A 21,177-nucleotide genomic window follows, 5' to 3' on the forward strand; every position below is an offset into this window, starting at 1 on the left:
CCTATGCCCGTCGTCAGCGCAGCCGGCGCGGCTCGACCCGCGTCTCGACGGCGTCGCCGCCGGGACCGCGTGCCACCCGGTAGGCGGCCTTGCCCGGACGGTCGGCCACCGCCTCGACCAGGTCGGTGCCGCGGTAGACGAGACCGACGCCGTCGTCGGTGGCGTGCCCGGCGGGCAGCGTGCCGTCGGCGACCAGCCGGTGGTACAGCGGCCGGCGCTGCGCCTCGGAGTCGTAGTGCACCCCGTTGGAGGTCGGGATCAGCCCCAGGCCGTCGGTGACCGGCCGGAGGTCGGGGCCGTAGGAGTCGGTCGTGCCGCCGACGTGCCAGCACAGCGACCCCGCCGACACCCCGCCGAGCACGACGCCGGCCTCCCACACCTCGCGCAGCACCTCGTCGAGACCGTGCACCCGCCACACCGCGAGCAGGTTGGCCACGCTGCCCCCACCCACCCACACCACGTCCTGGTCGAGCAGGTGGCGGCGGAGGTCGGGCACCGTGGGCATGGGGAACAGGCTCAGGTGGCTGACCCGCACGGAACTGCCGGCGAACGCCCCGTAGACCCCCGCGAGGCGGACCGGGTCGTCGCCGGTGGCGGTGCCGAGGTAGCACAGCCGCGGCCGCTCGGGCGCCCCGGCGAGCTCGATCGCGAGGTCGAACACCGGGCCGGGCGCCCAGTCGTAGGGCCCGCGGCCGCGCGAGTCGAAGCCGATGCTGGTGGCCAGGATGGTGGGGGCGGTGGCGGGCACTCAGGCGGCTCCTCGGTTCGTGCCGGACGGGCGCAGGGCGTGGAGGACGGCGCGCGCGGTTCGCGCGCCGCTGGCCATCGCACCCTGGATGGACGGGGTGTCCCGGTGGTCGCCGCAGACGTACAGGCCGTTGCCGAGGTCGACGGGGCGTCGCAGCTGCAGCGGCGGCAGCGCGGCCGGCTGCGCGCCGGGCACGGTGACCGTGGTCAGGTGGGCGAGGTCGGCGGTGACGACCCCGTGCAGCTCCGCCACCTCGTCGCGGATCTCGTCCTCCCGGGTGGGGGCCAGGCTGGAGCTGGCGACGAGCGCGCGGCCGTCGGGGGCGTAGGCCGGCTGCGCGTCGGTCAGCACGACGGTGTTGACCAGCCGTCCGCCGGGCCTGCCCAGCACGATCAGCGGATCGGGCCACGGCGAGGCCGGCAGCACGTGCAGGTGCGTGGTCACCTGCCGCGGCGCCGACGCGTCGAGGCCGGGCACCAGGACCGCCGCGGTCGCCGGGTCGGTGGCGACCACGACGGCGTCGGCCCGGACCTGCCCCTGCGCCGTGGTGACCGAGGTGCCGGTCACCGCCGTGACCGCGACCCGCAGGTGCATCCGCTCCGCGCCCACCCGGCCGGCCAGTTGCTCGCCGACGGACTGCATGCCCCGGGCCGGCAGCCCGATCCGGCCCCGGGCGAAGCTCCGCCACAGCAGGTCCAGGTAGCGGCTGGAGGTGGCCAGCTCGGCCTCGAGCAGCACCCCGGCGAGGAACGGCCGGAAGAACCGCTCCAGCGCCGGCTCGCCCACGCCGGCGCCGCGGAGTCGCTGCTCGGCCGTCCGTTCCGGCGCCCGGAGCAACAGTGGGACCGGCGTGTAGCCGGCCAGCGCCGAGTACGCGGCGATCGCCGCCTTGGCCGGCAGGCCGCCGATGGGCGAGCGCAGCGTGGCGGCGGCGTCCTGCGGGCGCTGCCGCGGGTCGACGACGCGGTGCGCCCGCCCGTCGACGCGCACCACCGCGCCGGAGAGGAACCACCCGAGGTCGAGGTCGGCCAGGTCGAGGTCGGCGACGCGGGGGTAGCCGGTGTTGAGCACCTGGAACCCGCGGTCGACGACGAACCCGTCGACGACCGCGGTGGCCAGCCGCCCTCCGGCGTGCCCGCCCGCCTCGAGCACGTGCACGTCGCACCCCGCGGCGGCCAGCCGGTGCGCCGCCGACAGCCCGGCGAGGCCCGCGCCGACCACCACGACCTCGGCGCGGGTGGGGAGGGACACGGCACGAACCTATGCCGCTGGACGGCGTGCCACCCGTCGGTCACCGCCGTTGTGGACGGCGGGGCCGCCTGTGGACAGCCGCCGCGTCGGGGGCGCCGACCGCCCTACCGTCCCGACCCGTGACCGATGCCAGCCCTCCTGCCCCCGACCTCGGCGTTCCGCCGCCGGTGCCGGGCTACCGGCTGCGCCGGCTGCTCGGCCGCGGTGGTTCGGGAGAGGTGTGGGAGGCGGAGCCGCGCACCGGCGGCGACCCGGTCGCGGTCAAGGTGCTGGTCGCGGGCGACCCGGAACGGCAGGCCCGTGAGGCCGCGCTGCTCGGGGAGCTCGACCACCCGCACCTGGTGCGGCTGCTGGAGGTGGTGCACCAGCCGCGCCTGGGCGGCCGGGCCCGGGTCGCCCTGGTCCTCGAGCTGCTGGAGGGCGGCAGCCTGGCGGCGCTGATCGCCCGGCGCGGCAGGCTGCGGCCCGGCGAGGTGGTGACCGCGCTGGCCCCGGTGGCCGCCGCGCTCGCGCACGCCCACGACCAGGGGGTGGTGCACGGTGACCTGTCCCCGGGCAACGTCGTCTTCACCGGCGAGGGTCGCCCGGTCCTGACCGACCTCGGTGTGGCGCGCGTGATCGGGGACGCCGCGGCGGCGGAGGTGACGCCGGCGTACGTCGACCCGACCGTCGCCCGGGGCGGCGCCCCCGGGCCCTCCTCCGACGTGTTCGGAGTCGCTGCCGCCGCCTTCCACGCCCTCACCGGGGTGGCGCCGTGGAACGGGGCCACCCCGGCCGACGTGCTGGCCGTCGCCGCCGCCGGGGAGCTGCCGGACCTCGCCGCCCTGGCACCCGAGGCCCCGGAGGAGTTGCTGGCGGTGGTCCGGAGCGGCCTGGCCGAGGACCCGCACGACCGCCCGACCGCCGCGGCCTTCGCGCTCGACCTGCGGCACGCGTGCATCCCTGAGCCGGTGCGGCTGGCCAGGGCCGGCGCCGCGGGGGAGGAGCCGGGAGGTACGGGAGCGCGGCCGAGGACCGAGCTCACCGCGGAGGTGCCCGGTCGCCGGCCCCGCCCGGCTCCGGTCGTCCGCGCGCGGCGCGGTGGCCGCGGGCGGGTGCTCGCCGGCCGGGTGCTCGCGACCGACCCGGTGTCCCGGCGCCGGGCGGCCGTGGTGCTCCTCCTCGGCGCCGTGCTGGCCGGCGCGGTGTGGCTGGGCGGCCGGTGGGGGGCCGATGCGGTCGACCCGGTGTCGGCCGATCCGGCGGTGTCCTCGGCCGACCGGTCGCCCGGACCCGCGCCTGCCTCCTCCGCGGCTCCGTCCCCGTCGGCAGCGCCCTCGACTGCCACGCCCGCCTCCTCACCGCCGAGCCCCGGCGAGGCGGCGTCGGAGGACCCGGTCACCCCGGAGGGCTGGGCGGACCTCCTGGCGGAGCTCTACGACCGGCGCGCCCAGGCGTTCGGGACGGCCGAGGCCGAGGCCCTGGACGACGTCTACACGCCCGACAGCCCGCTCCTCGTGGCCGACCGGGCGGCCGTCGCTGCGCTGGCCGCGGCCGGCGAGGTGCTCGGCGGCTTCGCTCCCGAGGTCGTCGAGGTGCGGTCGGTGGCGGTCACCGGTGACCGGGCGGTCGTCGAGGCCGTGGACCGGCGACCGGAGCACGCCGTGCTGGCGGCGTCCGCGCCGGACGGGCCACCCCTGCGGATGCAGCCGGGACGGGCGGAGGCCGCGGTCCGGCTGGAGCTGGTCCGGACGCCGGACGGCTGGCGGATCGCCGCCGCAGCGCTCGGCGAGCCGCTCAGTCGCGGCCGAGTGCCGCCCGCAGCGCCGCGCCCAGGTCCCGGTGGGTCCAGGTGAACCCGGCGGACTCCAGCGCTGCGGGAACGGCACGCTGCCCGGCCAGCACCCCGACGGCCGCGAACTCGCCCAGGGCGATGCGCAACGCGATGCCCGGCACGGGCAGTACCGCAGGACGGTCCAGCACCTGGGCGAGCACGCGGGTGAACTCGGCGTTGGTGACCGGGCCGGGGGCGGTCAGGTTGACCGGGCCGGACACCGGTGCGGTGAGCAGGAACCGGATGGCGTCGACCTCGTCGCGGAGGCTGATCCACGGCCAGTACTGCCGCCCGGAGCCCAGCCGTCCGCCCAGCCCGAGGCGGAACAGCGGGGCGAGCCGGCCGAGCAGTCCTCCTCGGCCGAGCACGAGGCCGGTGCGCAGGGTCACCATCCGTACGCCGGGGGCGGCCGCAGCAGCGGCGGTGGCGGCCTCCCACTGCTCGCAGACCGAGGAGAGGAAGTCCGCGCCCGCCGGCGCGCGCTCGTCGACGATCCGGTCACCGGTGTCGCCGTACCAGCCGACCGCGGATCCCGACAGGAGCACCCGCTCCCGGGCGGGATCGGCAGCCGCGGCGTCGGCGAGGGCCTGGCTGATCGTGGCGGTCGCGTCGACCCTGCTGCGCAGCACCGCCTGCTTGTGCTTCTCGCTCCAGCGGCGGTCGGCGATGCCGACCCCGGCCAGGTTCACCACCGCGTCGACGTCGGTCAGGAGACCGGGGTCGATCCGCCGGTGCTGGGGGTCCCAGCGGTGCTCGTCGGCGGTGCGGGGCGTGCGCCGGACCAGCCGGAGGACGTCGTGGCCGTCGTCCTGCAGTGCCGGCACCAGCGAGGAGCCGATCAGGCCGGACGAGCCGGTGACCGCGATCCGCATCGAGCACCTCCGCGAGCAGACAGCGGAGGGGCCCCGGCAGAGGCCGGGGCCCCTCCGGGGAACGTCAGGCCAGTCCGAGGTCGCCCTGGAACTGACCGGCCTCGAGCCGCTCCCGCACCGTGGTGAGGAAGCGGGCGGCGTCGGCCCCGTCGACGATGCGGTGGTCGTAGGTCAGGGCCAGGTAGACCATCGACCGGACCGCGATGACCTCGCCCAGCTCCGGGTCCTGGACGACGACCGGCCGCTTGACGACGGTGCCGGTGCCCAGGATCGCCACCTGCGGCTGGTTGATGATCGGGGTGTCGAACAGCGCGCCCCGGCTGCCGGTGTTGGTCAGCGTGAAGGTGCCGCCGCCGAGCTCGTCGGGCGTGACCTTGTTGGTGCGGGTCCGCTCGGCCAGATCGCTGATCTTGCGCGCGATCCCGGCGAGGCTGAGGTCACCGGCACCGTGGATGACCGGCACCAGCAGCCCGCGCTCGGTGTCCACCGCCACGCCGAGGTTCTCCGCGTCGTGGTAGGTGACCGTGCCGGCCTCCATGTCCACCGACGAGTTCACCGACGGGTGCGCCTTGAGGGCCTCGACCGCGGCCTTCGCGAAGAACGGCAGGAAGGAGAGCTTGACGCCCTCGCGGGCCTCGAAGTCCTTCTTGGCCTTGTCCCGCAGCTTCGCGATCCGGGTGACGTCGGCCTCGACGACAGTGGTCAGCTGCGCGCTGACGGCCAGCGACTCCACCATCCGCCGGGCGATGACGCCGCGCAGGCGCGACATCTTCTCGGTCCGGCCGCGCAGCGACGGGTCCGGCTGCGCCGCCGGGGAGGGGGTGGTCGGCCGGGAGGTGCTCGCGGCCGGCGCAGCGGGGGCCGCAGCCGGAGCCGAGGCCTTCTCGGCCGCGGCGAGCACGTCCTGCTTGCGGATCCGGCCGCCGACCCCCGTGCCCGTCACCGTCGACAGGTCCACGCCCTGCTCGGCGGCCAGCCGCCGCACCAGCGGGGTGACGTACTGACCGCCGCCGTCACCCGAGGACGCCGCGGAGGACGACGCCTGCGGAGCGGGCGCCGAGGACGCCGGAGCCGGCGCCTGCGGTGCGACCGCAGCCGCGGGGGAGGGCTGGTCGGTGGGGGACGCGGTGGGCAGCGCACCGCTGGACCCGTAGTCGCCGCCGGGGATCTCCGAGGCCGGCTTGGCGGTGGCGGGCTCCCCCTGCTGCGGCGCGGGAGCCGCCTGCTGCTCCGCGGCAGGGGCGGCGGGGGCCGGGGCGGCGCTGCCGCCGCCGGCGGAACCGCTGCCGATGACCGCGAGCTGGGCGCCGACCTCGACGGTCTCGTCCTCGTTGACGGAGATGGAGAGCAGGGTGCCCGACACGGGCGCGGGGATCTCGGTGTCGACCTTGTCGGTCGAGACCTCGAGCAGCGGCTCGTCGGCGGTCACCTCGTCGCCGACTGCCTTCAGCCAGCGGGTCACGGTGCCCTCGGTGACGCTCTCGCCGAGCGCCGGCATCGTCACCGGGGTGCCCTCGCCGCCACCGGCCGAGCCACCCGACGCGCCGCCGTCCCCGGACGGGGCCTGCGGTGCGGGCTCGGACTGCTGCTCCGGCTCCGGCGCGGCGTCGTCGACCTGCTCGGTGGGCGTCTGCGGGAGGTCCTCGTCCTCGGCCGACGCCGGCGGGGCGCCCGCGGGGGCGCCGCCGCCGTCGCCGTCACCGCCGATGACGGCCAGCTCCGCGCCGACCTCCACCGTCTCGTCCTCGGCCACGAGGATCTTGGTGAGCACGCCCGCGGCCGGCGACGGGATCTCCGTGTCGACCTTGTCGGTCGACACCTCGAGGAGGGGCTCGTCGACCTCGACCTGCTCCCCCTCCTGCTTGAGCCATCGGGTGACCGTGCCCTCGGTGACGCTCTCGCCCAGGGCGGGCATGGTGACGGAGGTCGGCATCGGGGCGGGGCTCCTTCGTGGTGGCGCTGGGTGGGGGTGGGGGAGTCAGGGTCAGCCGTGCACGTGCAGGGGCTTGCCGGCGAGGGCCAGATGGGCCTCGCCGAGAGCCTCGCTCTGCGTCGGGTGCGGGTGGATGAGGCTGGCGACGTCGTCGGCCTCGGCCTCCCAGTTGTAGATCAGCTGCGCCTCGGCGATGAGCTCGCCGACCCGGCTGCCGACCATGTGCACGCCGACGACCGGCCCGTCGACGGCCTGCACGAGCTTGACCGCGCCCTGGGTCTTGAGGATCTGGCTGCGGCCGTTGCCGCCCAGGTCGTAGGTGAGCGTCTTGATCTCGCCGAAGCGCTCCTTGGCCTGGGCCTCGGTGAGCCCGACCGAGGCGACCTCGGGGTCGGAGTAGGTGATCCGCGGAACGCCGGCGTAGTCGATCGGCGCGGGGTTGAGGCCGGCGAGCCGCTCGGCGACCAGGATGCCCTCGCCGAAGCCGACGTGGGCCAGCTGGAGGGTCGGGATGAGGTCGCCGACGGCGGAGATGGTCGGGATGTTGGTCTGGCAGTACTCGTCGACGAGGACGTAGCCGCGCTCCATGGCGACGCCGACCTCCTCGTAGCCCAGCCCCTGGCTGACCGGACCGCGGCCGACGGCGACGAGCACGAGCTCGGCCTCGATCTCCTTGCCGTTCTCCAGCGAGACCTTCACGCCGTTCTCGGTGGTCTGCACACCGGAGACGCGATTGCCCAGCTCGAAGCCGATCTTGCGGCGGCGGAACGCGCGCTCGAGCAGCTTGGACGAGGACTCGTCCTCCAGCGGGACCAGGTGCGGCAGGGCCTCGACGATGGTCACGTCGACGCCGAAGGACTTCCAGGCGCTGGCGAACTCGCAGCCGATCACGCCACCGCCGAGGATGACCGCCGAGGCGGGCACTCGGTCGAGGTTGAGGGCGTGGTCGCTGGTGATGACCTTCGTGCCGTCGATCTCGATGCCGGGCAGCGTGCGGGCGTAGGAGCCGGTGGCCAGAAGGACGTGGCGGCCCTCGTAGGTCTGGTCGCCGACCTGGACGGCGGTGGCGGAGACCAGCCGGCCCTCGCCCTCGACGTAGTTGATCTTGCGGCTCTTGATCAGCCCCTGCAGACCCTTGTGGAGCCGCGAGATGACGCCGTCCTTGTAGCCGTTGACGCCGTCCATGTCGATGCCGGCCAGCGACGTCTTCACGCCGAACTGCTCGCCCTCGCGGGCGAGGTCGGCGACCTCGCCGGCGTGGAGCAGGGCCTTGGTCGGGATGCAGCCACGGTGCAGGCAGGTGCCGCCGACCTTGTCGCGCTCGATCAGGACCACCGACATGCCGAGCTCGGCGGCGCGCAGCGCGGCGGCGTAGCCACCCGAGCCACCACCGAGGATGACCAGGTCGGCGGGGGACGTGGGTGCGCTCACGAGGACTCCTCGATGCTGTCGTTGCCGCCCCGCTCGAACGCGCGGGACGCGGTGCCGTTGTCATCCTGCCACTCCGGGAACGGCGGGGCCGCCAGCGCCGTTGACGTGCCGGAACGCGCCGTGTCACAGGACCGGGCGACGGGGAGCGGGGCATGGGGCTGTTCGACCGATTGCGCGGCCGGCGCCGCCGCGACCGACCCGGGAACGACGGGCGCGGCACCCTGGACCGCGCCTCGGGGCGGGGTGACCTCGGCCACCTCGAGCAGTTCGTCGCCAGCCGCCGCGGCGTCGAGGGCTATGTCGAGCCCCGCACCGCCGTCACCGAGACGACGATCGTCCTCGTCGCCGCCGACGGTGAGTGGACCCGGCGCCGGATCGCCGGCCCCGAGGTGGCCCGCAGGCTCTCCCGTGACCTGGGCGTCCCGGTGTACGACGCCCAGGTCACGGGCTATCCGCAGCGGATGCGGGACTGGAGCAAGGACCGCAGGCCCCCGCCGCTCGCTGACGCCCGCGTCGGACCCCCTGCCTGCGGCCACACCTCACCGGGCGATGAGGTCCTCGATGGTGGCCAGGAGGGTGCGCACGGGGACGCCGGTGCCGCCCTTGGGGGTGTAGCCCCACGGGCCGCCGGTGTTGTAGCTCGGCCCGGCGATGTCGATGTGCGCCCACGGCAGGCCGTCGGGCACGAACTCCGCGAGGAAGTGGGCGCCGACCAGCATGCCGCCCATGCGGTCGGCGTTGGCGTTGACGAAGTCGGCGATCGGCGAGTCGAGGCCCTTGCGCAGCTCCGGCGGCATCGGCATGGCCCACATGGCCTCGCCGGTGCGGCGGCCGGCGGCGACGACTGCGTCCCGCAGGTCGTCGCTGCCCATGACTCCCGAGGTCCGGGTGCCCAGCGCGACCATCTGCGCGCCGGTCAGCGTGGAGGTCTCGATCAGCACGTCCGGCCCGTCCTCGGCGGCGCGGGCGATCGCGTCGGCCAGCACCACGCGGCCCTCGGCGTCGGTGTTGGTGATCTCCGCCTTCTTTCCGTTGCGGAAGATCACCACGTCGGCCGGGCGGTAGGCCGTCCCGCTGGGCAGGTTCTCGGCGATCGGCACGGTCGCGGTCACCTCGACCGGCAGGCCGAGCTGGGCGACCAGGCACACGGTGGCGATCACGGCGGCGGCGCCGGCCATGTCGCTCTTCATGTCCTCCATCTTCAGTGCGGGCTTGATGGACAGACCGCCGCTGTCGAAGGTGATGCCCTTGCCGACCAGCGCCACCTTCTTCGTCGCCTTCTTGCCCGAGTAGGTCAGCCGCAGCAGGCGCGGACCACGGGTGGAACCACCGCCTACCGCCAGGACGCCGCCGTAGCCGCCGGCGCGCAGGTCGTCCTCGTCGAGCACCTCGACCGAGAGGCCGGCGGCCTTTCCCGCCGCGGCGCCGCGCGCGGCGAGCTCGGCCGGGTAGAGGTCGTTGGGCGGGGTGTTCACCAGGTCGCGCACGAGAGCCACCGCGTCGGCGACCGCGCGGACGCGGGCGAGGGGCTCCTTGGCCGCGCCGGCGTCCGGCACGACGACCGTGTACTCCCGCGGCGGGGTCGGCCGGTCGGCCGGCAGGTCGGACTTGTAGGCGGTGAACTCGTAGGCGCCCAGCAGCGCCCCCTCACCGACGGCGTGCAGCCGCTCCGCGTCCGGAGCCCCGCCCACGGCGGCGAGCAGGGTCACCACCGAGCCGCGCCCGGTCAGGGCCCGGCTGGCCGCCCCGGCGGCCCGGCGCACCGCCTCCGGCGAGTAGGCGCCGGTGGCCGACGGCGCGCCGAGACCCACCGCCGCCACGACGGGGAAGGGGCCGGTGCCGAGCGTCGGCACGCGGGTGACCTCGTCCTCCGCGCCGCGGGCGCCCAGGTCGGCCAGCGCGGGCAGCAGACGGCCGCCGAGCAGACGGTCCACCGCCTCGGCACCCGGGGTGGGCAGCAGTCCCTGCGGGCCCTTGCCGATGCCCACGACGACGGCGTCGGCGGGGACCTTCTCGAGGGGACGGTCGGTGGCGGAGATCGTGGGCGGCACGGCGTCGATCGTAGGAGGACCCTTCCGACCCCACCGTCCGCAGGCCCCGGCGCTACCGTGCCGACGTGACCGCCCGGACCTCGCCCCTGCACGACCGCCACGTCGCGGCCGGCGCCAAGCTGGCCGACTTCGGCGGCTGGTCCATGCCCATCGAGTACGCCGGCGGCGGAGTCCTGGCCGAGCACACCGCCGTCCGCACGGGGGTCGGCCTGTTCGACGTGTCGCACCTGGGCACCGGCACCGTGCGCGGGCCGGGTGCGGCCGCCTTCGTCGACTCCTGCCTGACCAACGACCTCGGCCGCATCGGTCCGGGGCAGGCCCAGTACACGCTGTGCTGCGTCCCCGACGGCGAGGCCTCCGCGGGCGGCGTCATCGACGACCTGATCGTCTACCTGCACGGTCCGGACGACGTCCTGCTGGTGCCCAACGCGGCCAACGCCGCCGAGGTGCTGGGGCGGCTGGCCGACGCGGCGCCGTCCGGGATCACGGTCACCGACCGGCACGAGGAGGTGGCGGTCCTGGCCGTGCAGGGCCCGCGCTCCCCGCAGGTGCTCGCGCTGCTGGGCCTGCCGGGCGAGCTGCCCTACATGTCGTTCGTCACCGGGGTGGGCGGCGGCCGGGCCGAGGTGACGGTCTGCCGCACCGGCTACACGGGGGAGCACGGCTACGAGGTGCTCGTGGGTGCCGACCGTGCGGGCGAGCTCTGGGACGCCCTGGTCGACGTCGGCAGCGACGAGGGTCTGCGGCTGTGCGGCCTGGGCGCCCGCGACACCCTGCGCACCGAGATGGGCTATCCGCTGCACGGCCACGAGCTGTCCCGCGACATCACGCCCAACCAGGCGCGCAGCGGCTGGGCGGTCGGCTGGGGGAAGCCGGCCTTCTGGGGACGCGAGGCGCTGCTGGCCGAGCGCGAGGCCGGCGCCGCCCGGCTCCTGTGGGGGCTGCGGGCCAGCGGGCGAGGCATCCCGCGTCCGGGCATGGCCGTGCTCGGCCCGGGAGGTGAGCGGATCGGTGCGGTCACCAGCGGCACCTTCTCGCCGACGCTGCGGACCGGGATCGCCCTCGCACTGCTCGACCGGGCGGCGGGGATCGAGGAGGGGGCGGAGCTGGCGGTCGACGTCCGCGGCCGGCCGCAGCCGGTCATCGCGCAGCGCCCGCCGTTCGTGCCGTCGCACGTCCGCTGACGCCGGGGGCGCGGGGCGCCGGGCAAGCCGGCGCCCCGCGCCCGTCACTGCTTCGGGTGGGTCTCCTTCGTCGGCACCGGCGGATCGGGCAGCTCGTCGGCCATCGTCGCGTTGCGCTGCCCCATCGGCACGGGGTCGCCCTCCGTGGTGTCCACCGCGGTCTGGTGCTCGGCCTCGGAGTTGATCTCCGCACCGAGCAGGACGAGGTAGCAGGTCAGGTACAGCCACAGCATCAGCACGATGACGCCGGCGATCGTGCCGTAGGTCTTGTCGTAGGACCCGAAGTTGTTCACGTAGAAGCTGAAGCCCAGGCTCACCAGCGCCCAGATGACCGTGACCACGACGGCGCCGAGGCTGACCCAGCGCAGCCGCGGGGCATCCCGGTCCGGGGCCACCCGGTAGAGCACCGCCAGCGACCCGGCGAAGACGCCGAGCAGCAGCACCCACCGCACCACGTGGGCGAGGATCGTGCCGACGATGCCCAGGGGGAGCGCGTCGAGGACGATCGGGACCACGGCCACCAGCGCGAAGGTCACGAGCACGAAGACGATCGCGCCGAGGGTCAGGCCGAGGGCCAGCGCCTTGCGCTTGACGAAGCTGCGGGTCTCGACCTCGTCGTAGGCGATGTTGATCGCGCTGATCACGTTGCCGGTGCCGCCGGACGCCGACCACAGGGCACCCAGCACCGAGATCACCAGGCTCAGCGACAGCGCGCCGCCGCTGTTCTCGGTGATCGCGGTCAGCTGCTCGCCGATCAGCTCCGCGGCGCTCGCCGGCAGCTGCGCCGAGAGGTCCTCGACCTGCTGGGCAACGGTCTCGGGGGAGGCCACCAGGCCGTAGATGGAGATCGTCGCGATCAGCGCCGGGAAGATCGCCAGGAAGGCGAAGAACGCGACGCCGCCGGCGATGATCGGCATGTTGTCGGCGTTGTTCTCCGCCCACGCCCGCTTGACGATCTGCTTCCAGCCCTGCGCCGGGATCCGGGTGGGCCGGTCCGCGTGGATGCCCGGCAGCTCCTTCGCCGACGGGGAGCCGGCCGGGGGCCGGCCCGGGTCCGGCGCCGGCTCCCCGCGGGCGGCCCGCTCGGCCGCCTCCCGCGCCGCCGCGCGCCGCGCCGCCTTCTCCTCGACCCGCTCCCGGATGCGGTCGACGGCGCTGTCGCGGTGCCTCGTGCCGGCCATCAGTCGCCCGGCCAGCTACCGGTCAGCTTGGTGAACCCGCGCGCGCCGGCCCGGTCGATCGCGGCCTTGGTCGCGGCGAAGATCGCACCCTGGAGCGCGGCGGCGATGACGACCTCACGCATCCGGTACTCGCTCTGCAGGGCGCCCGGGGCGTCGTCCTCGTTGGCGGCGAGCTTCCAGATCTGCTTGAACAGCGCGCCGGACAGGACACCGGCCAGGACGCCCCCGAGCAGGCCGATCGGACGGTAGGCGAGCTTGGCTCCCTTGCTCACTTCTGCTTCCTCCTCGCGGCCCGGCGGGCCCTCTTCGCCGCGGTCGCGGCGTCCTTGCGGGCTGTCCTGCGTGCGGCGGCGACCTCGCGGACCGCCCGCCGGCGGACCCGGCGCGTCTCGGCCTGCGCGGCCGCGACCGCACCCACTGCGGCGGCCCGGCGCCGCTTCCTGCGGCGGCGCCAGACAACCAGACCGACCAGGCCGGCGACCGCGGCACCTGCACCGATGACCGCCGGCGGGCTCTCCCGGTAGGTCTCCACGGCGGTGTCCTTGGCCCGCGCCGCACCCTCCTTGGCCCGGGCGGGGACGTCGAGCCGGTGACTGAGCTCGTCGACGGTGCGGCTCAGCTGCTCGCGGGTGGCCTCGATCTCGGCCTTGATGGCGTCGGGGTCGTTCGACCCGCCGGCCGGCGTCCTGTCCTGGGGGGTGCTCATCGGGCGGCCGCCTTCTTGACGGTGGCGATGTCGGCCTTGGTGCTGGCGATCGCCTCGGTCGGGATCGGCGGGGTGCCCTGCTGCACGTCCTTCTTGCCGACCAGTGCCAGGACCCCCGCGCCGGCGAAGAGGACGACGGCCACGATCAGCGCCGCCAGCCACGCCGGCAGCGCCAGGGCGAGCAGCAGCACGATCGCCGCGATCAGCACGCCGAAGCCGAAGAAGGCCAGGAAGCCGGCCGCCCCGAACAGCCCGGCGCCGATGCCCAGCCGCTTGGCCTTCTGGGTGACCTCGGCCTGGGCCAGCCGGGCCTCGTCACGGACCAGGCGGCTGATCTGGTCGGTGAGCTGGCTGACCAGCTGCCCGGTGGAGGTGTCCTCGGGGGCCGGCGGTGGCGCGGTCGCGCGCGAGGCGCCGCCGGTGGTCGGCAGGGTCATCGGTCCTCCGGTGCTGGGGAGACGGTCGATGCACCTCCATGCCCGGGGAGATCGCCCGGATAACCAGCGCCGCGTCACACCCCGGCCACGATCTGGCGCCGCACGCGCTCCGGCCGCCCGGTCACTAGCCTCGGCCCATGAGCTGGCACTGGCGCCTGGAGGCCCCCACGGGGGAGACGGTGGACCCCGCCGCGCTGGGGATCGAGGTGCCCGAGTCGGACAACCAGAGCGACGCCGAGTCCTGGCTGGGGGAGCACTGGCGCGAGCTGCTGTCCCTCGGGGTGGCCTCGGCGACCCTGTTCGACGGGGAGACGAGGGTCTACGGGCCCATGGCGCTCGCCCCGAGCTGACGCCGGTCCGGGCGGCGGGCCCGGACCGGCGCCGGGCTCAGCCCCGGGCGGTCCGTGCGGGATCGCGCTCGACGACGTCCCCGAGGACCTCGTCGATCCGGGCCAGGACGTCGGCCTCCAGCCGGACGCCGGCGGCGGCGACGTTGTCGTGCACCTGCTCCGGCCGGGTGGCGCCGATGATCGCGGCCGCGACGTTGCGGTTCTGCAGCACCCAGGCGACCGCCAGCTGCGCCATCGACAGGCCGAGGTCGCCGGCGATCGGGCGCAGCTGCTGCACCCGCGTCAGGACGTCGTCCCGGAGGAACCCGCGCATCGACTGCCCGGCCTCGGCGTGCCCGCCGCGGCTGTCGGCCGGCGGCTGCTCCCCGGGCAGGTACTTGCCGGTGAGCACGCCCTGCGCCAGCGGCGACCACACGATCTGCGACAGGCCCTCCCGCTCGGAGGTGGGCACGACCTCCTCCTCGATGACCCGCCAGAGCATCGAGTACTGCGGCTGGTTGCTGATCAGCTGGATGCCGAGGTCGCGGGCGAGCGCCGCGCCGGCGGCGATCTCGTCGGCCCGCCACTCCGAGACGCCGACGTAGAGCACCTTGCCCGCGCGCACCAGGTCGGCGAAGGCGGTCATCGTCTCCTCCAGCGGCACCGTGGGGTCGTACCGGTGCGCCTGGTAGAGGTCGATGTGGTCGGTCTGCAGCCGCTGCAGCGAGGCGTGGCAGCTCTCGGTGATGTGCTTGCGGGACAGCCCTCGGTCGTTCTGTCCCGGTCCGGTCGGCCAGTAGACCTTGGTGAAGATCTCCAGGCCCTCGCGGCGCTGCCCGGCCAGCGCGCGGCCGAGCACCGACTCGGCGCGGGTGCCTGCGTAGACGTCGGCGGTGTCGAAGGTGGTGATGCCGGCGTCGAGCGCGGCGGCCACGCAGGCGCGGGCGGCGTCCTCCTCGACCTGCCCGCCGTGCGTGAGCCAGTTGCCGTAGGCGATCTCGGAGATGGTCAGGCCGGAACGGCCGAGGCGTCGGTACTCCACGCGCTCCGACCGTAGTCGCGCCGCGTTCCTCAGACCTGGGCGCCGACCTCGACCTCGGGCTTGGGGAAGCGCCAGCGGCGGATCATGGTCGACCGGCTGATGCCGTACCAGACGAGGCCCTTCATCTTGTGGTCGCCGTCGGGGAAGCGGGCCCGGATCGTCTTCGACAGCCGCCGGCCCAGCACGACCGAGTCGACGATGAAGAACAAGAAGTAGGCCATCCACACCAGGACGGTGTAACCCTGCACTGCAGGGTTGGGGATGAAGTAGCCGATGAGGATCAGCGCCGCGATCGGCAGGAAGAACGAGCCCAGGTTGCGCCGCGCGTCGACGACGTCGCGGACCAGCTTGCGCACCGGCCCCCGGTCACGCGCCGGCAGGTAGGAGTCGTCGCCGCGGGCCATGCCCTCGCGGACGCTGGTGCGGCGGGCGGCCTGCTGCTCCCGCATCCGCTTGTACGCCTCCTTGCGCGTGGTCGGCGGCGGGGGAGGCGGACCCGGACGGCGTCCCTGGGCCTCGCTGCGCTTGGGGGTGGGCCGCCCCTTGCCGGTGGTCCGGACCAGGTGCTCGGTGAGGTCGGCGGCGGTGTCCGGCGCGGTCTCGGAGCGGTCGCGGCGGCCGGGGAGGCGGAGCTTCACGACTCCGCAGTCTACGTGCGCGTCCGGGTGATCCCCCGCGTCCGGCGGGAGGTTCGCCGTACAGTGGGAAGAGGCTCCGCCACGGCGGTGTTGGTCCGCGGCAGGGAGTGCCGCAACGGACGCCCTCGGATGTGGGAGGACACGACATGACGGTGCAGGACACCACGACCCCCGGCAGCACGGGCGTGCTGCTCAGCGAGCCGGCCGCGGCCAAGGTCAAGGCGCTGCTGGACCAGGAGGGCCGCGACGACCTGCGACTGCGGATCGCGGTGCAGCCCGGTGGCTGCTCCGGTCTGCGGTACCAGCTCTTCTTCGACGAGCGCTTCCTCGACGGCGACCAGACCTTCGAGTTCGGCGGCGTCGAGGTCATCGTCGACCGGATGAGCGGCCCGTACCTCGGCGGTGCGGTGATCGACTTCGTCGACACGATCGAGAAGCAGGGCTTCACCATCGACAACCCGAACGCCACGGGCTCCTGCGCCTGCGGCGACTCGTTCAGCTGAGGTGAGGCCCCTCTGCTCCTAGCAGAGGGACGGACGACGGCCCGGCTCCCCAGGGAGCCGGGCCGTCGTCGTCCTCAGAGCCGCACGGGGTAGACCGTCTCCGGGACGTCGGGCTTGATCCGCTCCTCGACGAAGATGCCGTGCCAGACCATGAAGACCAGGACCTCCCAGACCTGGCGGGCGGTGCGCTTGCTGGGCACCTCCGCCGTGCGCAGCCGGTCGAGCAGCGTGAGCACGTGCCCGCGGTCCAGCCACTGGTCGGTCTGGCTGTCGCCGACGATGTCGCGCGCCCACTGGTGCAGCGGTCCGGCGAGGAACTCCGCGGTCGGCACGGGGAAGCCGAGCTTGCGCCGGTTCATGATCCGGGGCGGCACGATCTGCTTCATCGCCTGGCGCAGCGCGTACTTCGTCGCGTCCCCGCGGCGGGGCACCCGCTGCTCGACCGGGATGGTGCTGGCCAGCGCGAACACCTCGGGGTCGAGGAAGGGCACCCGCAGCTCGAGGGAGTTGGCCATCGTGACCTTGTCGGCCTTGACCAGGATGTCGCCGCGCAGCCAGGTGAACAGGTCGACGTACTGCATGGCGGTCACGTCGTCGTAGCCGGCCTCGCGGGTGCGGCGGTAGAGGTCCTCGGTCACCGCCACGTGCGACAGGTCGGGGTCGCGGCCGGGCAGCAGCGCGGCCAGCTCGTCGTCCCGCAGGTTGCGGGCGTTGCCGTAGTAGCGCTCCTCGAGCGGCATGGAGGCCCGGCGCAGCAGGTCCTGGCCGCGGACGCCCTCGGGCACCAGGCGGGACAAGCCGGCCAGCGCCCGGCGCCCGGCGGCGGGCAGCTTCGACGCCCAGGCCAGGCTGAGGGGCTCGCGGTAGATCGTGTAGCCGCCGAACAGCTCGTCGGCGCCCTCGCCGGAGAGCACCACCTTGACGTGCTTGCGGGCCTCGCGCGCCACGAAGTACAGCGGCACGAGCGCGGGGTCGGCCACCGGGTCGTCGAGGTACCAGACCACCAGCGGGATCGCCTCGGCGAACTGCTCGGCGGTGACCTCCACCGGCACGTGCCGGACGCCGAGGATCGACGCCGACTCCGCGGCGATCTCGATCTCGGACTGCTCCTGCCGCTGGAAACCGACGGTGAAGGTCATCAGGTCGGGGTTGTAGCGGTGCGCCAGCGCGGCGATCGCCGTGGAGTCGATGCCGCTGGAGAGGAAGGACCCGACGGTCACGTCGGCGCGCATGTGCTTGGCCACCGACTCGTCGAGCGTGGCGGCGATCCGGTCGTAGAGCTCCTGCTCCCTCCCGGCCGGCACCGGCTGCGGCTTCCACGCCGGGTGGAAGTAGCGGCTGGTGCGCAGCTCGCCGTCGACGACGGTGAAGCTGGTGCCGCTCTCGATCCGGCGGATGCCGCGGTGCAGGGTGGCCGGTTCCGGCACGTACTGCAGCGTCAGGTAGTGCTGCAGGGAGGCGGGGTCGACGCCGCCGGCGGCCTCGCTGCCGCCGAGCATCTCGAGCACGGCCTTCTTCTCGGAGCTGAACACCAGCCCGCCGTCGGCCAGGCGGGCGACGAACAGCGGCTTGATGCCGAACGGGTCGCGCGCGCCGAACGCCGTCTTCGTCTCGGTGTCCCAGATGACGAAGGAGAACATCCCGCGCAGCTTCCGGACGACGTCCTGGCCCCACAGGTGGTAGCCGGCGACGATCGTCTCGGTGTCCCCGTGCGTGGACAGCTCCGCGCCGGCGGCGGCGAGCTCCTCGCGCAGCTCGACGTAGTTGTAGATCTCGCCGTTGAACAGGATGCGGTAGCGGTCGCCGGCGTAGGGGAGGGGCTGCGGGCTGCCCTCGACGTCGATGATCGACAGCCGGTTGAAGCCCAGGACGACGCGCGCGTCGGACCACACGGCGGTGTCGTCGGGCCCCCGGTGGTGCAGGCAGTGGAGGGCGTCGCGGACACCCGTGACGATGGGCTCGCCCACCCGGTCGGCGTCGGTGGACAGGTAGGCCAGCAGGCCACACATCAGGCGCAGGTCCTCGGAGTCGGCGGGGTCCCCGGGCGGGGAGGTCGGTCTCGGGGTGGTCAGACGCGCTCGCCGGCGCGGGTCCGGCGGGTCACGATGCGCTCGGCGACGAACGACAGGAACGGGATGGTGCCGGCCAGCAGGACCAGCACGGTGCCCTTCGCCGACCACCGGGCGCGCAGCGCGAGGTCGAAGGCGGCCAGCAGGTAGACGGCGTAGAGGAAGCCGTGCGCGGTGCCGATGACGGCGACCGGACCCGGGACGTCGGCCAGGTACTTGAGCGGCATCGCCACCAGCACCAGCAGGATCAGCATGACGCCGACGATGTAGGCGAGCGCCCGGTAGCGGACCAGCGCGGCCGGCACCCCCGGACGGGCAGCGGTCGTGGTGCGCCCGGCGGTCACCGGCGGCCTCCCTGGTCGGCCTGGCCGAGGGCGCGCTCGTTGAGCTCGGCCAGGTAGGCGTTGTAGGCGGCGAGCTCGGGGTCGCCGGTCGTGTCGATCCGGGGCCGCTGGTAGAGCACGAGCTCGTTGCCCGGGGCCCCCTCGTCGGGATCGCGGTTGAGCTCGTCGCGGACCATGCGCACGTAGAACCACAGGCCCATGAAGCCGTAGAGCGGCCACTGCAGGGCGTAGCTCCAGTTGACCGCGCCGCCGCCGTTCTCGGCCTTGCTCAGCTGCCAGTACCCCAGGAAGAAGGTGGCCACGAAGAGCACGGCCACCAGGAGGTGCAGCAGCACCCACTTGGGGGTCAGCAGCCGGGAGAACACGAGGTCGACTCTAACCGCCGTCCCTCGCGCGCCGGGGACAGCAGTGAGGGCTCTCACCACCCGCGCCGCGACCCGCCGCGGGTCGCACCTCTCCGGTGCGGAGCCGACCTGCGGGGTCGGCTAGTCTCGCCGCAGACTGTGGTCAGCGGATCGGGCCGCCCGCCGGGACGGCGGCGGCCCACCGTGAGGACCGTCCGGACCGCCGGACGGAGGACGAGGAGGCAGCGAGCAGTGGCTCGAGGCAGCAGGCTCGCGCGGGGTGCCGCGCTCGGTCTCCTGGGGGCGCTCACCCTCACCGGGTGCGACCTCAACAACGAGTTCTGGCGCTGGGGCTGGCCCGAGGGGGTCACCGACCAGTCCGAGGACATGCGCCAGCTGTGGGTGTGGTCGGTCATCGCCGCGCTGATCGTCGGCATCCTCGTGTGGGGCCTCATCGCCTGGTCGGTGGTCATGCACCGCAAGAAGAGCGACGAGCTGCCGCGGCAGACGGCCTACAACCTGCCGCTGGAGATCGTCTACTCGATCATCCCGTTCTTCATCATCGCCGGCCTGTTCTTCTTCACCGTCGGTGTGCAGAACCGCGTGCAGGAGCGCAGCGAGGACCCGGACGTGACGGTGACCGTCCAGGCGTTCAAGTGGAACTGGGAGTTCATCTACAACGACACCGGCGACAGCGACGAGGAGCGCGTCAGCACGGTCGGCAACAGCGACGAGATCCCCGTCCTGGTGCTGCCGACCAACGAGACGGTGCAGTTCCACGTCCGCTCCGCCGACGTCATCCACTCGTTCTGGGTGCCGGAGTTCCTCTTCAAGCTCGACGTGATCCCCGGCAACCAGAACGGGCGGGACAACGTCTTCGAGGTGACCATCCGCGAGGAGGGCGCCTTCGTCGGCCGGTGCGCGGAGCTGTGCGGCACCTACCACGCCTACATGAACTTCGAGGTCCGCGCCGTCTCCTCGGAGCAGTACCGGGAGTACCTCGACCTGCGCGAGCAGGGACAGAGCACCTACGACGCCCTGGAGCAGGTGACCGGTGAGGGTGCCGCGATCTCCACGAAGCCGTGGGACCTCGCCGACGACCCGCAGATGGCCGATGGCTGAGCCGCGGCCGGGTCAGCACACCATCTCGACGACGCAGGGGGGACGACGCTCGTGAAGGTCGAAGCCATCATCTTCAACATCCTGGCCGTCTTCTGCTTCGTGGTCGCCGTGGTCTACGGCGTCTGGTCGAGGGAGCCGATCGGGACCACCGCGCTGGCGCTCTCCGGGGGCCTGACGCTGCTGGTGGGTGGGTTCTTCTGGTTCGTCTCGCGGCGCATCGACGCCCGCCCGGAGGACCGCAAGGACGCCGACATCGCCGACGGCGCCGGCGAGCTGGGCTTCTTCAGCCCGGCCAGCTACTGGCCGTTCGGCCTGGCCCTCTCGGCCGCGCTGATGGGCCTGGCGCTCGCCTTCTTCTACGCCTGGCTGATCATCCTGGCCGCTGCCGCGCTGCTCATCACCGTGGGCGGTCTGCTGTTCGAGTACTACGTCGGGCAGAACGCGCACAGCTGAGGCCACCGGCCGCCTCAGCCACCGAGGGCCCCTCCCGCAGTGCGGGAGGGGCCCTCGTGGCGTCCGGGCGTCCTCGCGGCGGGGGAGGGTCACGGCCTCACCGCCGGCAGCGCAGCGCGGCGTCGAGCCGGCGGACCAGCTCACCGACCCGGCCGCCGCCTGCCGGCGCCGGTGGGTAGCGGCGGAGGACGGCGACGACGGTGGGGCCGGCTCGCTCCGCCGCGGCTGCCAGGGAAGCGGTGCCCTCGTCCGGGCCGCCCCGGTCGGCGAGCTCGGCTGCGTGCGCGGCGTGGGCGGCCGACCCGAGCAGGTGCCGCACCTGGGTGGCGTGGGCCAGAGGGTGGAGGTAGGCCGCCCCGGCAGCCGCCATGGCGGCCCGGGCAGCCTCGCGTGCGGCGGGTGTGCCGGCGTCCTGCGCGGCCCTCAGGGCGGCCCAGGCGGTGTCGCGCAGCGCCCGCCCGCGGTCGCCGCCACCGGCGAACCGCTCCGCCGCGGCGATCGCCTCCCGTGGTCGCACGTCCTCCGGCCGGCCGGCCTCGAACACCTCGAGCACCACCGCCGCGCAGGCGGCGGCGAACCGCGTCACCGCGCGCAGCTCCTCGGTGGACAGCGCCACGTGGTCGGGCCGGCCGTCTGGCACGCAGCCATCCTCGGCCACGGGCGGACCGGATCGGGCAGCGGTCGGGCCGACCGGGTGCGCGCACCGCCCGCGGCCGGGGGAGGGGA

General features: G+C 74.4%; 23 protein-coding genes. 6 read left to right on the forward strand and 17 right to left on the reverse strand.

The genetic code is table 11. The features are described from left to right. Positions 1-13: 13 nt before the first annotated feature. Both ACI79R_RS09985 and ACI79R_RS09990 read right to left on the reverse strand, forming a co-directional pair. Entirely contained in the window at positions 14-748 is a 735-nt protein-coding gene (locus ACI79R_RS09985; RefSeq protein ID WP_456573451.1) for a Type 1 glutamine amidotransferase-like domain-containing protein, read from the reverse strand. Further along, complete coding sequence (locus ACI79R_RS09990; RefSeq protein ID WP_456573452.1) at positions 749-1,999, reverse strand: NAD(P)/FAD-dependent oxidoreductase; 1,251 nt, start codon at positions 1,997-1,999, stop codon at positions 749-751. Between the two features lie 119 nt (positions 2,000-2,118). Here ACI79R_RS09990 and ACI79R_RS09995 point away from each other — a divergent pair, with 119 nt between their 5' ends. Beyond that, complete coding sequence (locus ACI79R_RS09995) at positions 2,119-3,834, forward strand: serine/threonine-protein kinase (protein WP_456573453.1); 1,716 nt, start codon at positions 2,119-2,121, stop codon at positions 3,832-3,834. Here ACI79R_RS09995 and ACI79R_RS10000 read toward each other — a convergent pair. From ACI79R_RS10000 to ACI79R_RS10020, 5 genes are all read right to left on the reverse strand, one after another. Next, on the reverse strand, positions 3,776-4,684 hold the full coding sequence (locus ACI79R_RS10000) for a TIGR01777 family oxidoreductase (protein WP_456573454.1): 909 nt from the start codon (positions 4,682-4,684) through the stop codon (positions 3,776-3,778). The genes ACI79R_RS09995 and ACI79R_RS10000 overlap by 59 nt on opposite strands. A 64-nt stretch (positions 4,685-4,748) precedes the next feature. Beyond that, on the reverse strand, positions 4,749-6,617 hold the full coding sequence (gene sucB, locus ACI79R_RS10005) for a 2-oxoglutarate dehydrogenase, E2 component, dihydrolipoamide succinyltransferase (protein WP_456573455.1): 1,869 nt from the start codon (positions 6,615-6,617) through the stop codon (positions 4,749-4,751). A 51-nt stretch (positions 6,618-6,668) separates the two neighbouring features. After that, positions 6,669-8,048: a dihydrolipoyl dehydrogenase gene (lpdA, locus tag ACI79R_RS10010; protein ID WP_456573456.1), complete on the reverse strand. Its 1,380-nt coding sequence runs from the start codon at positions 8,046-8,048 to the stop codon at positions 6,669-6,671. Next, a complete protein-coding gene (locus ACI79R_RS10015) occupies positions 8,045-8,584 on the reverse strand; it encodes a hypothetical protein (protein WP_456573457.1) in 540 nt (179 codons plus the stop codon). The genes lpdA and ACI79R_RS10015 overlap by 4 nt, the downstream gene beginning before the upstream one ends. Positions 8,585-8,587: 3 nt before the next feature. Beyond that, positions 8,588-10,099 carry a leucyl aminopeptidase gene (locus ACI79R_RS10020; RefSeq protein ID WP_456573458.1) on the reverse strand — a complete coding sequence of 504 codons (1,512 nt, stop codon included), beginning with the start codon at positions 10,097-10,099 and terminating at the stop codon, positions 8,588-8,590. 65 nt (positions 10,100-10,164) lie between these two features. Here ACI79R_RS10020 and gcvT point away from each other — a divergent pair, with 65 nt between their 5' ends. Continuing rightward, positions 10,165-11,283, forward strand: coding sequence for a glycine cleavage system aminomethyltransferase GcvT (gene gcvT, locus ACI79R_RS10025; protein ID WP_456573459.1), 1,119 nt, complete (start codon positions 10,165-10,167; stop codon positions 11,281-11,283). A gap of 44 nt (positions 11,284-11,327) precedes the next feature. Here the strand turns inward: gcvT and ACI79R_RS10030 are convergent, their stop codons facing one another. The 4 genes from ACI79R_RS10030 to ACI79R_RS10045 are packed head-to-tail and all read right to left on the reverse strand — an operon-like array spanning position 11,328 to position 13,607. Then, complete coding sequence (locus ACI79R_RS10030) at positions 11,328-12,464, reverse strand: YihY/virulence factor BrkB family protein (RefSeq protein ID WP_456573460.1); 1,137 nt, start codon at positions 12,462-12,464, stop codon at positions 11,328-11,330. Beyond that, positions 12,464-12,736, reverse strand: coding sequence for a DUF4235 domain-containing protein (locus ACI79R_RS10035; RefSeq protein WP_456573461.1), 273 nt, complete (start codon positions 12,734-12,736; stop codon positions 12,464-12,466). The genes ACI79R_RS10030 and ACI79R_RS10035 overlap by 1 nt, the downstream gene beginning before the upstream one ends. After that, a complete protein-coding gene (locus tag ACI79R_RS10040; RefSeq protein WP_456573462.1) occupies positions 12,733-13,170 on the reverse strand; it encodes a DUF3618 domain-containing protein in 438 nt (145 codons plus the stop codon). Before ACI79R_RS10040 ends, ACI79R_RS10035 begins: the two co-directional genes overlap by 4 nt. Beyond that, positions 13,167-13,607, reverse strand: coding sequence for a phage holin family protein (locus ACI79R_RS10045; RefSeq protein ID WP_456573463.1), 441 nt, complete (start codon positions 13,605-13,607; stop codon positions 13,167-13,169). The genes ACI79R_RS10040 and ACI79R_RS10045 overlap by 4 nt, the downstream gene beginning before the upstream one ends. Positions 13,608-13,744: 137 nt before the next feature. Between ACI79R_RS10045 and ACI79R_RS10050 the strand changes: the two genes are divergently transcribed. Beyond that, positions 13,745-13,957, forward strand: coding sequence for a hypothetical protein (locus tag ACI79R_RS10050; protein WP_456573464.1), 213 nt, complete (start codon positions 13,745-13,747; stop codon positions 13,955-13,957). A gap of 37 nt (positions 13,958-13,994) precedes the next feature. On the opposite strand, the gene ACI79R_RS10055 is transcribed toward ACI79R_RS10050, so the two are convergent. Together ACI79R_RS10055 and ACI79R_RS10060 are read right to left on the reverse strand one after the other, a co-directional pair. Beyond that, positions 13,995-14,978 (reverse strand): aldo/keto reductase family protein, encoded by a 984-nt coding sequence (locus ACI79R_RS10055; RefSeq protein WP_456573465.1) that lies wholly within the window; start codon positions 14,976-14,978, stop codon positions 13,995-13,997. Positions 14,979-15,007: 29 nt separating this feature from the next. Continuing rightward, entirely contained in the window at positions 15,008-15,616 is a 609-nt protein-coding gene (locus ACI79R_RS10060; RefSeq protein ID WP_456573466.1) for a DUF3043 domain-containing protein, read from the reverse strand. 146 nt (positions 15,617-15,762) lie between these two features. On the opposite strand from ACI79R_RS10060, the gene ACI79R_RS10065 reads away from it, so the two are divergent. Beyond that, complete coding sequence (locus ACI79R_RS10065) at positions 15,763-16,119, forward strand: HesB/IscA family protein (RefSeq protein WP_456573467.1); 357 nt, start codon at positions 15,763-15,765, stop codon at positions 16,117-16,119. 74 nt (positions 16,120-16,193) lie between these two features. Here ACI79R_RS10065 and asnB read toward each other — a convergent pair whose 3' ends face one another. Genes asnB through ACI79R_RS10080 form a run of 3 tightly spaced genes read right to left on the reverse strand, consistent with a single transcriptional unit; the run spans position 16,194 to position 18,897 of the window. Further along, positions 16,194-18,128 (reverse strand): asparagine synthase (glutamine-hydrolyzing), encoded by a 1,935-nt coding sequence (gene asnB, locus ACI79R_RS10070; protein ID WP_456573468.1) that lies wholly within the window; start codon positions 18,126-18,128, stop codon positions 16,194-16,196. A gap of 59 nt (positions 18,129-18,187) precedes the next feature. Next, entirely contained in the window at positions 18,188-18,532 is a 345-nt protein-coding gene (locus ACI79R_RS10075; protein ID WP_456573469.1) for a DUF3817 domain-containing protein, read from the reverse strand. Next, a complete protein-coding gene (locus ACI79R_RS10080; RefSeq protein WP_456573470.1) occupies positions 18,529-18,897 on the reverse strand; it encodes a metalloprotease in 369 nt (122 codons plus the stop codon). Before ACI79R_RS10080 ends, ACI79R_RS10075 begins: the two co-directional genes overlap by 4 nt. Before the next feature lie 231 nt (positions 18,898-19,128). On the opposite strand from ACI79R_RS10080, the gene ctaC reads away from it, so the two are divergent. Together ctaC and ACI79R_RS10090 are read left to right on the forward strand one after the other, a co-directional pair. Further along, on the forward strand, positions 19,129-19,998 hold the full coding sequence (gene ctaC / locus ACI79R_RS10085) for an aa3-type cytochrome oxidase subunit II (protein ID WP_456573471.1): 870 nt from the start codon (positions 19,129-19,131) through the stop codon (positions 19,996-19,998). A gap of 51 nt (positions 19,999-20,049) precedes the next feature. Then, the gene (locus ACI79R_RS10090; protein WP_456573472.1) at positions 20,050-20,451 is read left to right on the forward strand and encodes a cytochrome c oxidase subunit 4; all 402 of its coding nucleotides are present in this window, start codon (positions 20,050-20,052) and stop codon (positions 20,449-20,451) included. Between the two features lie 97 nt (positions 20,452-20,548). Here the strand turns inward: ACI79R_RS10090 and ACI79R_RS10095 are convergent, their stop codons facing one another. Then, the gene (locus ACI79R_RS10095; RefSeq protein ID WP_456573473.1) at positions 20,549-21,091 is read right to left on the reverse strand and encodes a putative immunity protein; all 543 of its coding nucleotides are present in this window, start codon (positions 21,089-21,091) and stop codon (positions 20,549-20,551) included. Positions 21,092-21,177: the final 86 nt, after the last annotated feature.

This window comes from Blastococcus sp. SYSU D00820 (assembly GCF_054050695.1).

Excerpts from the sequence above, each read along its gene's own strand:
- ACI79R_RS10030 (WP_456573460.1), bottom strand. The coding sequence starts at position 12,464 with ATGGCCGGCACGAGGCACCGCGACAGCGCCGTCGACCGCATCCGGGAG.
- ACI79R_RS10050 (WP_456573464.1), top strand. The coding sequence starts at position 13,745 with ATGAGCTGGCACTGGCGCCTGGAGGCCCCCACGGGGGAGACGGTGGAC.
- ACI79R_RS10045 (WP_456573463.1), bottom strand. The coding sequence starts at position 13,607 with ATGACCCTGCCGACCACCGGCGGCGCCTCGCGCGCGACCGCGCCACCG.
- ACI79R_RS10000 (WP_456573454.1), bottom strand. The coding sequence starts at position 4,684 with ATGCGGATCGCGGTCACCGGCTCGTCCGGCCTGATCGGCTCCTCGCTG.
- ACI79R_RS10040 (WP_456573462.1), bottom strand. The coding sequence starts at position 13,170 with ATGAGCACCCCCCAGGACAGGACGCCGGCCGGCGGGTCGAACGACCCC.
- ACI79R_RS10065 (WP_456573467.1), top strand. The coding sequence starts at position 15,763 with ATGACGGTGCAGGACACCACGACCCCCGGCAGCACGGGCGTGCTGCTC.
- sucB (WP_456573455.1), bottom strand. The coding sequence starts at position 6,617 with ATGCCGACCTCCGTCACCATGCCCGCCCTGGGCGAGAGCGTCACCGAG.
- asnB (WP_456573468.1), bottom strand. The coding sequence starts at position 18,128 with ATGTGTGGCCTGCTGGCCTACCTGTCCACCGACGCCGACCGGGTGGGC.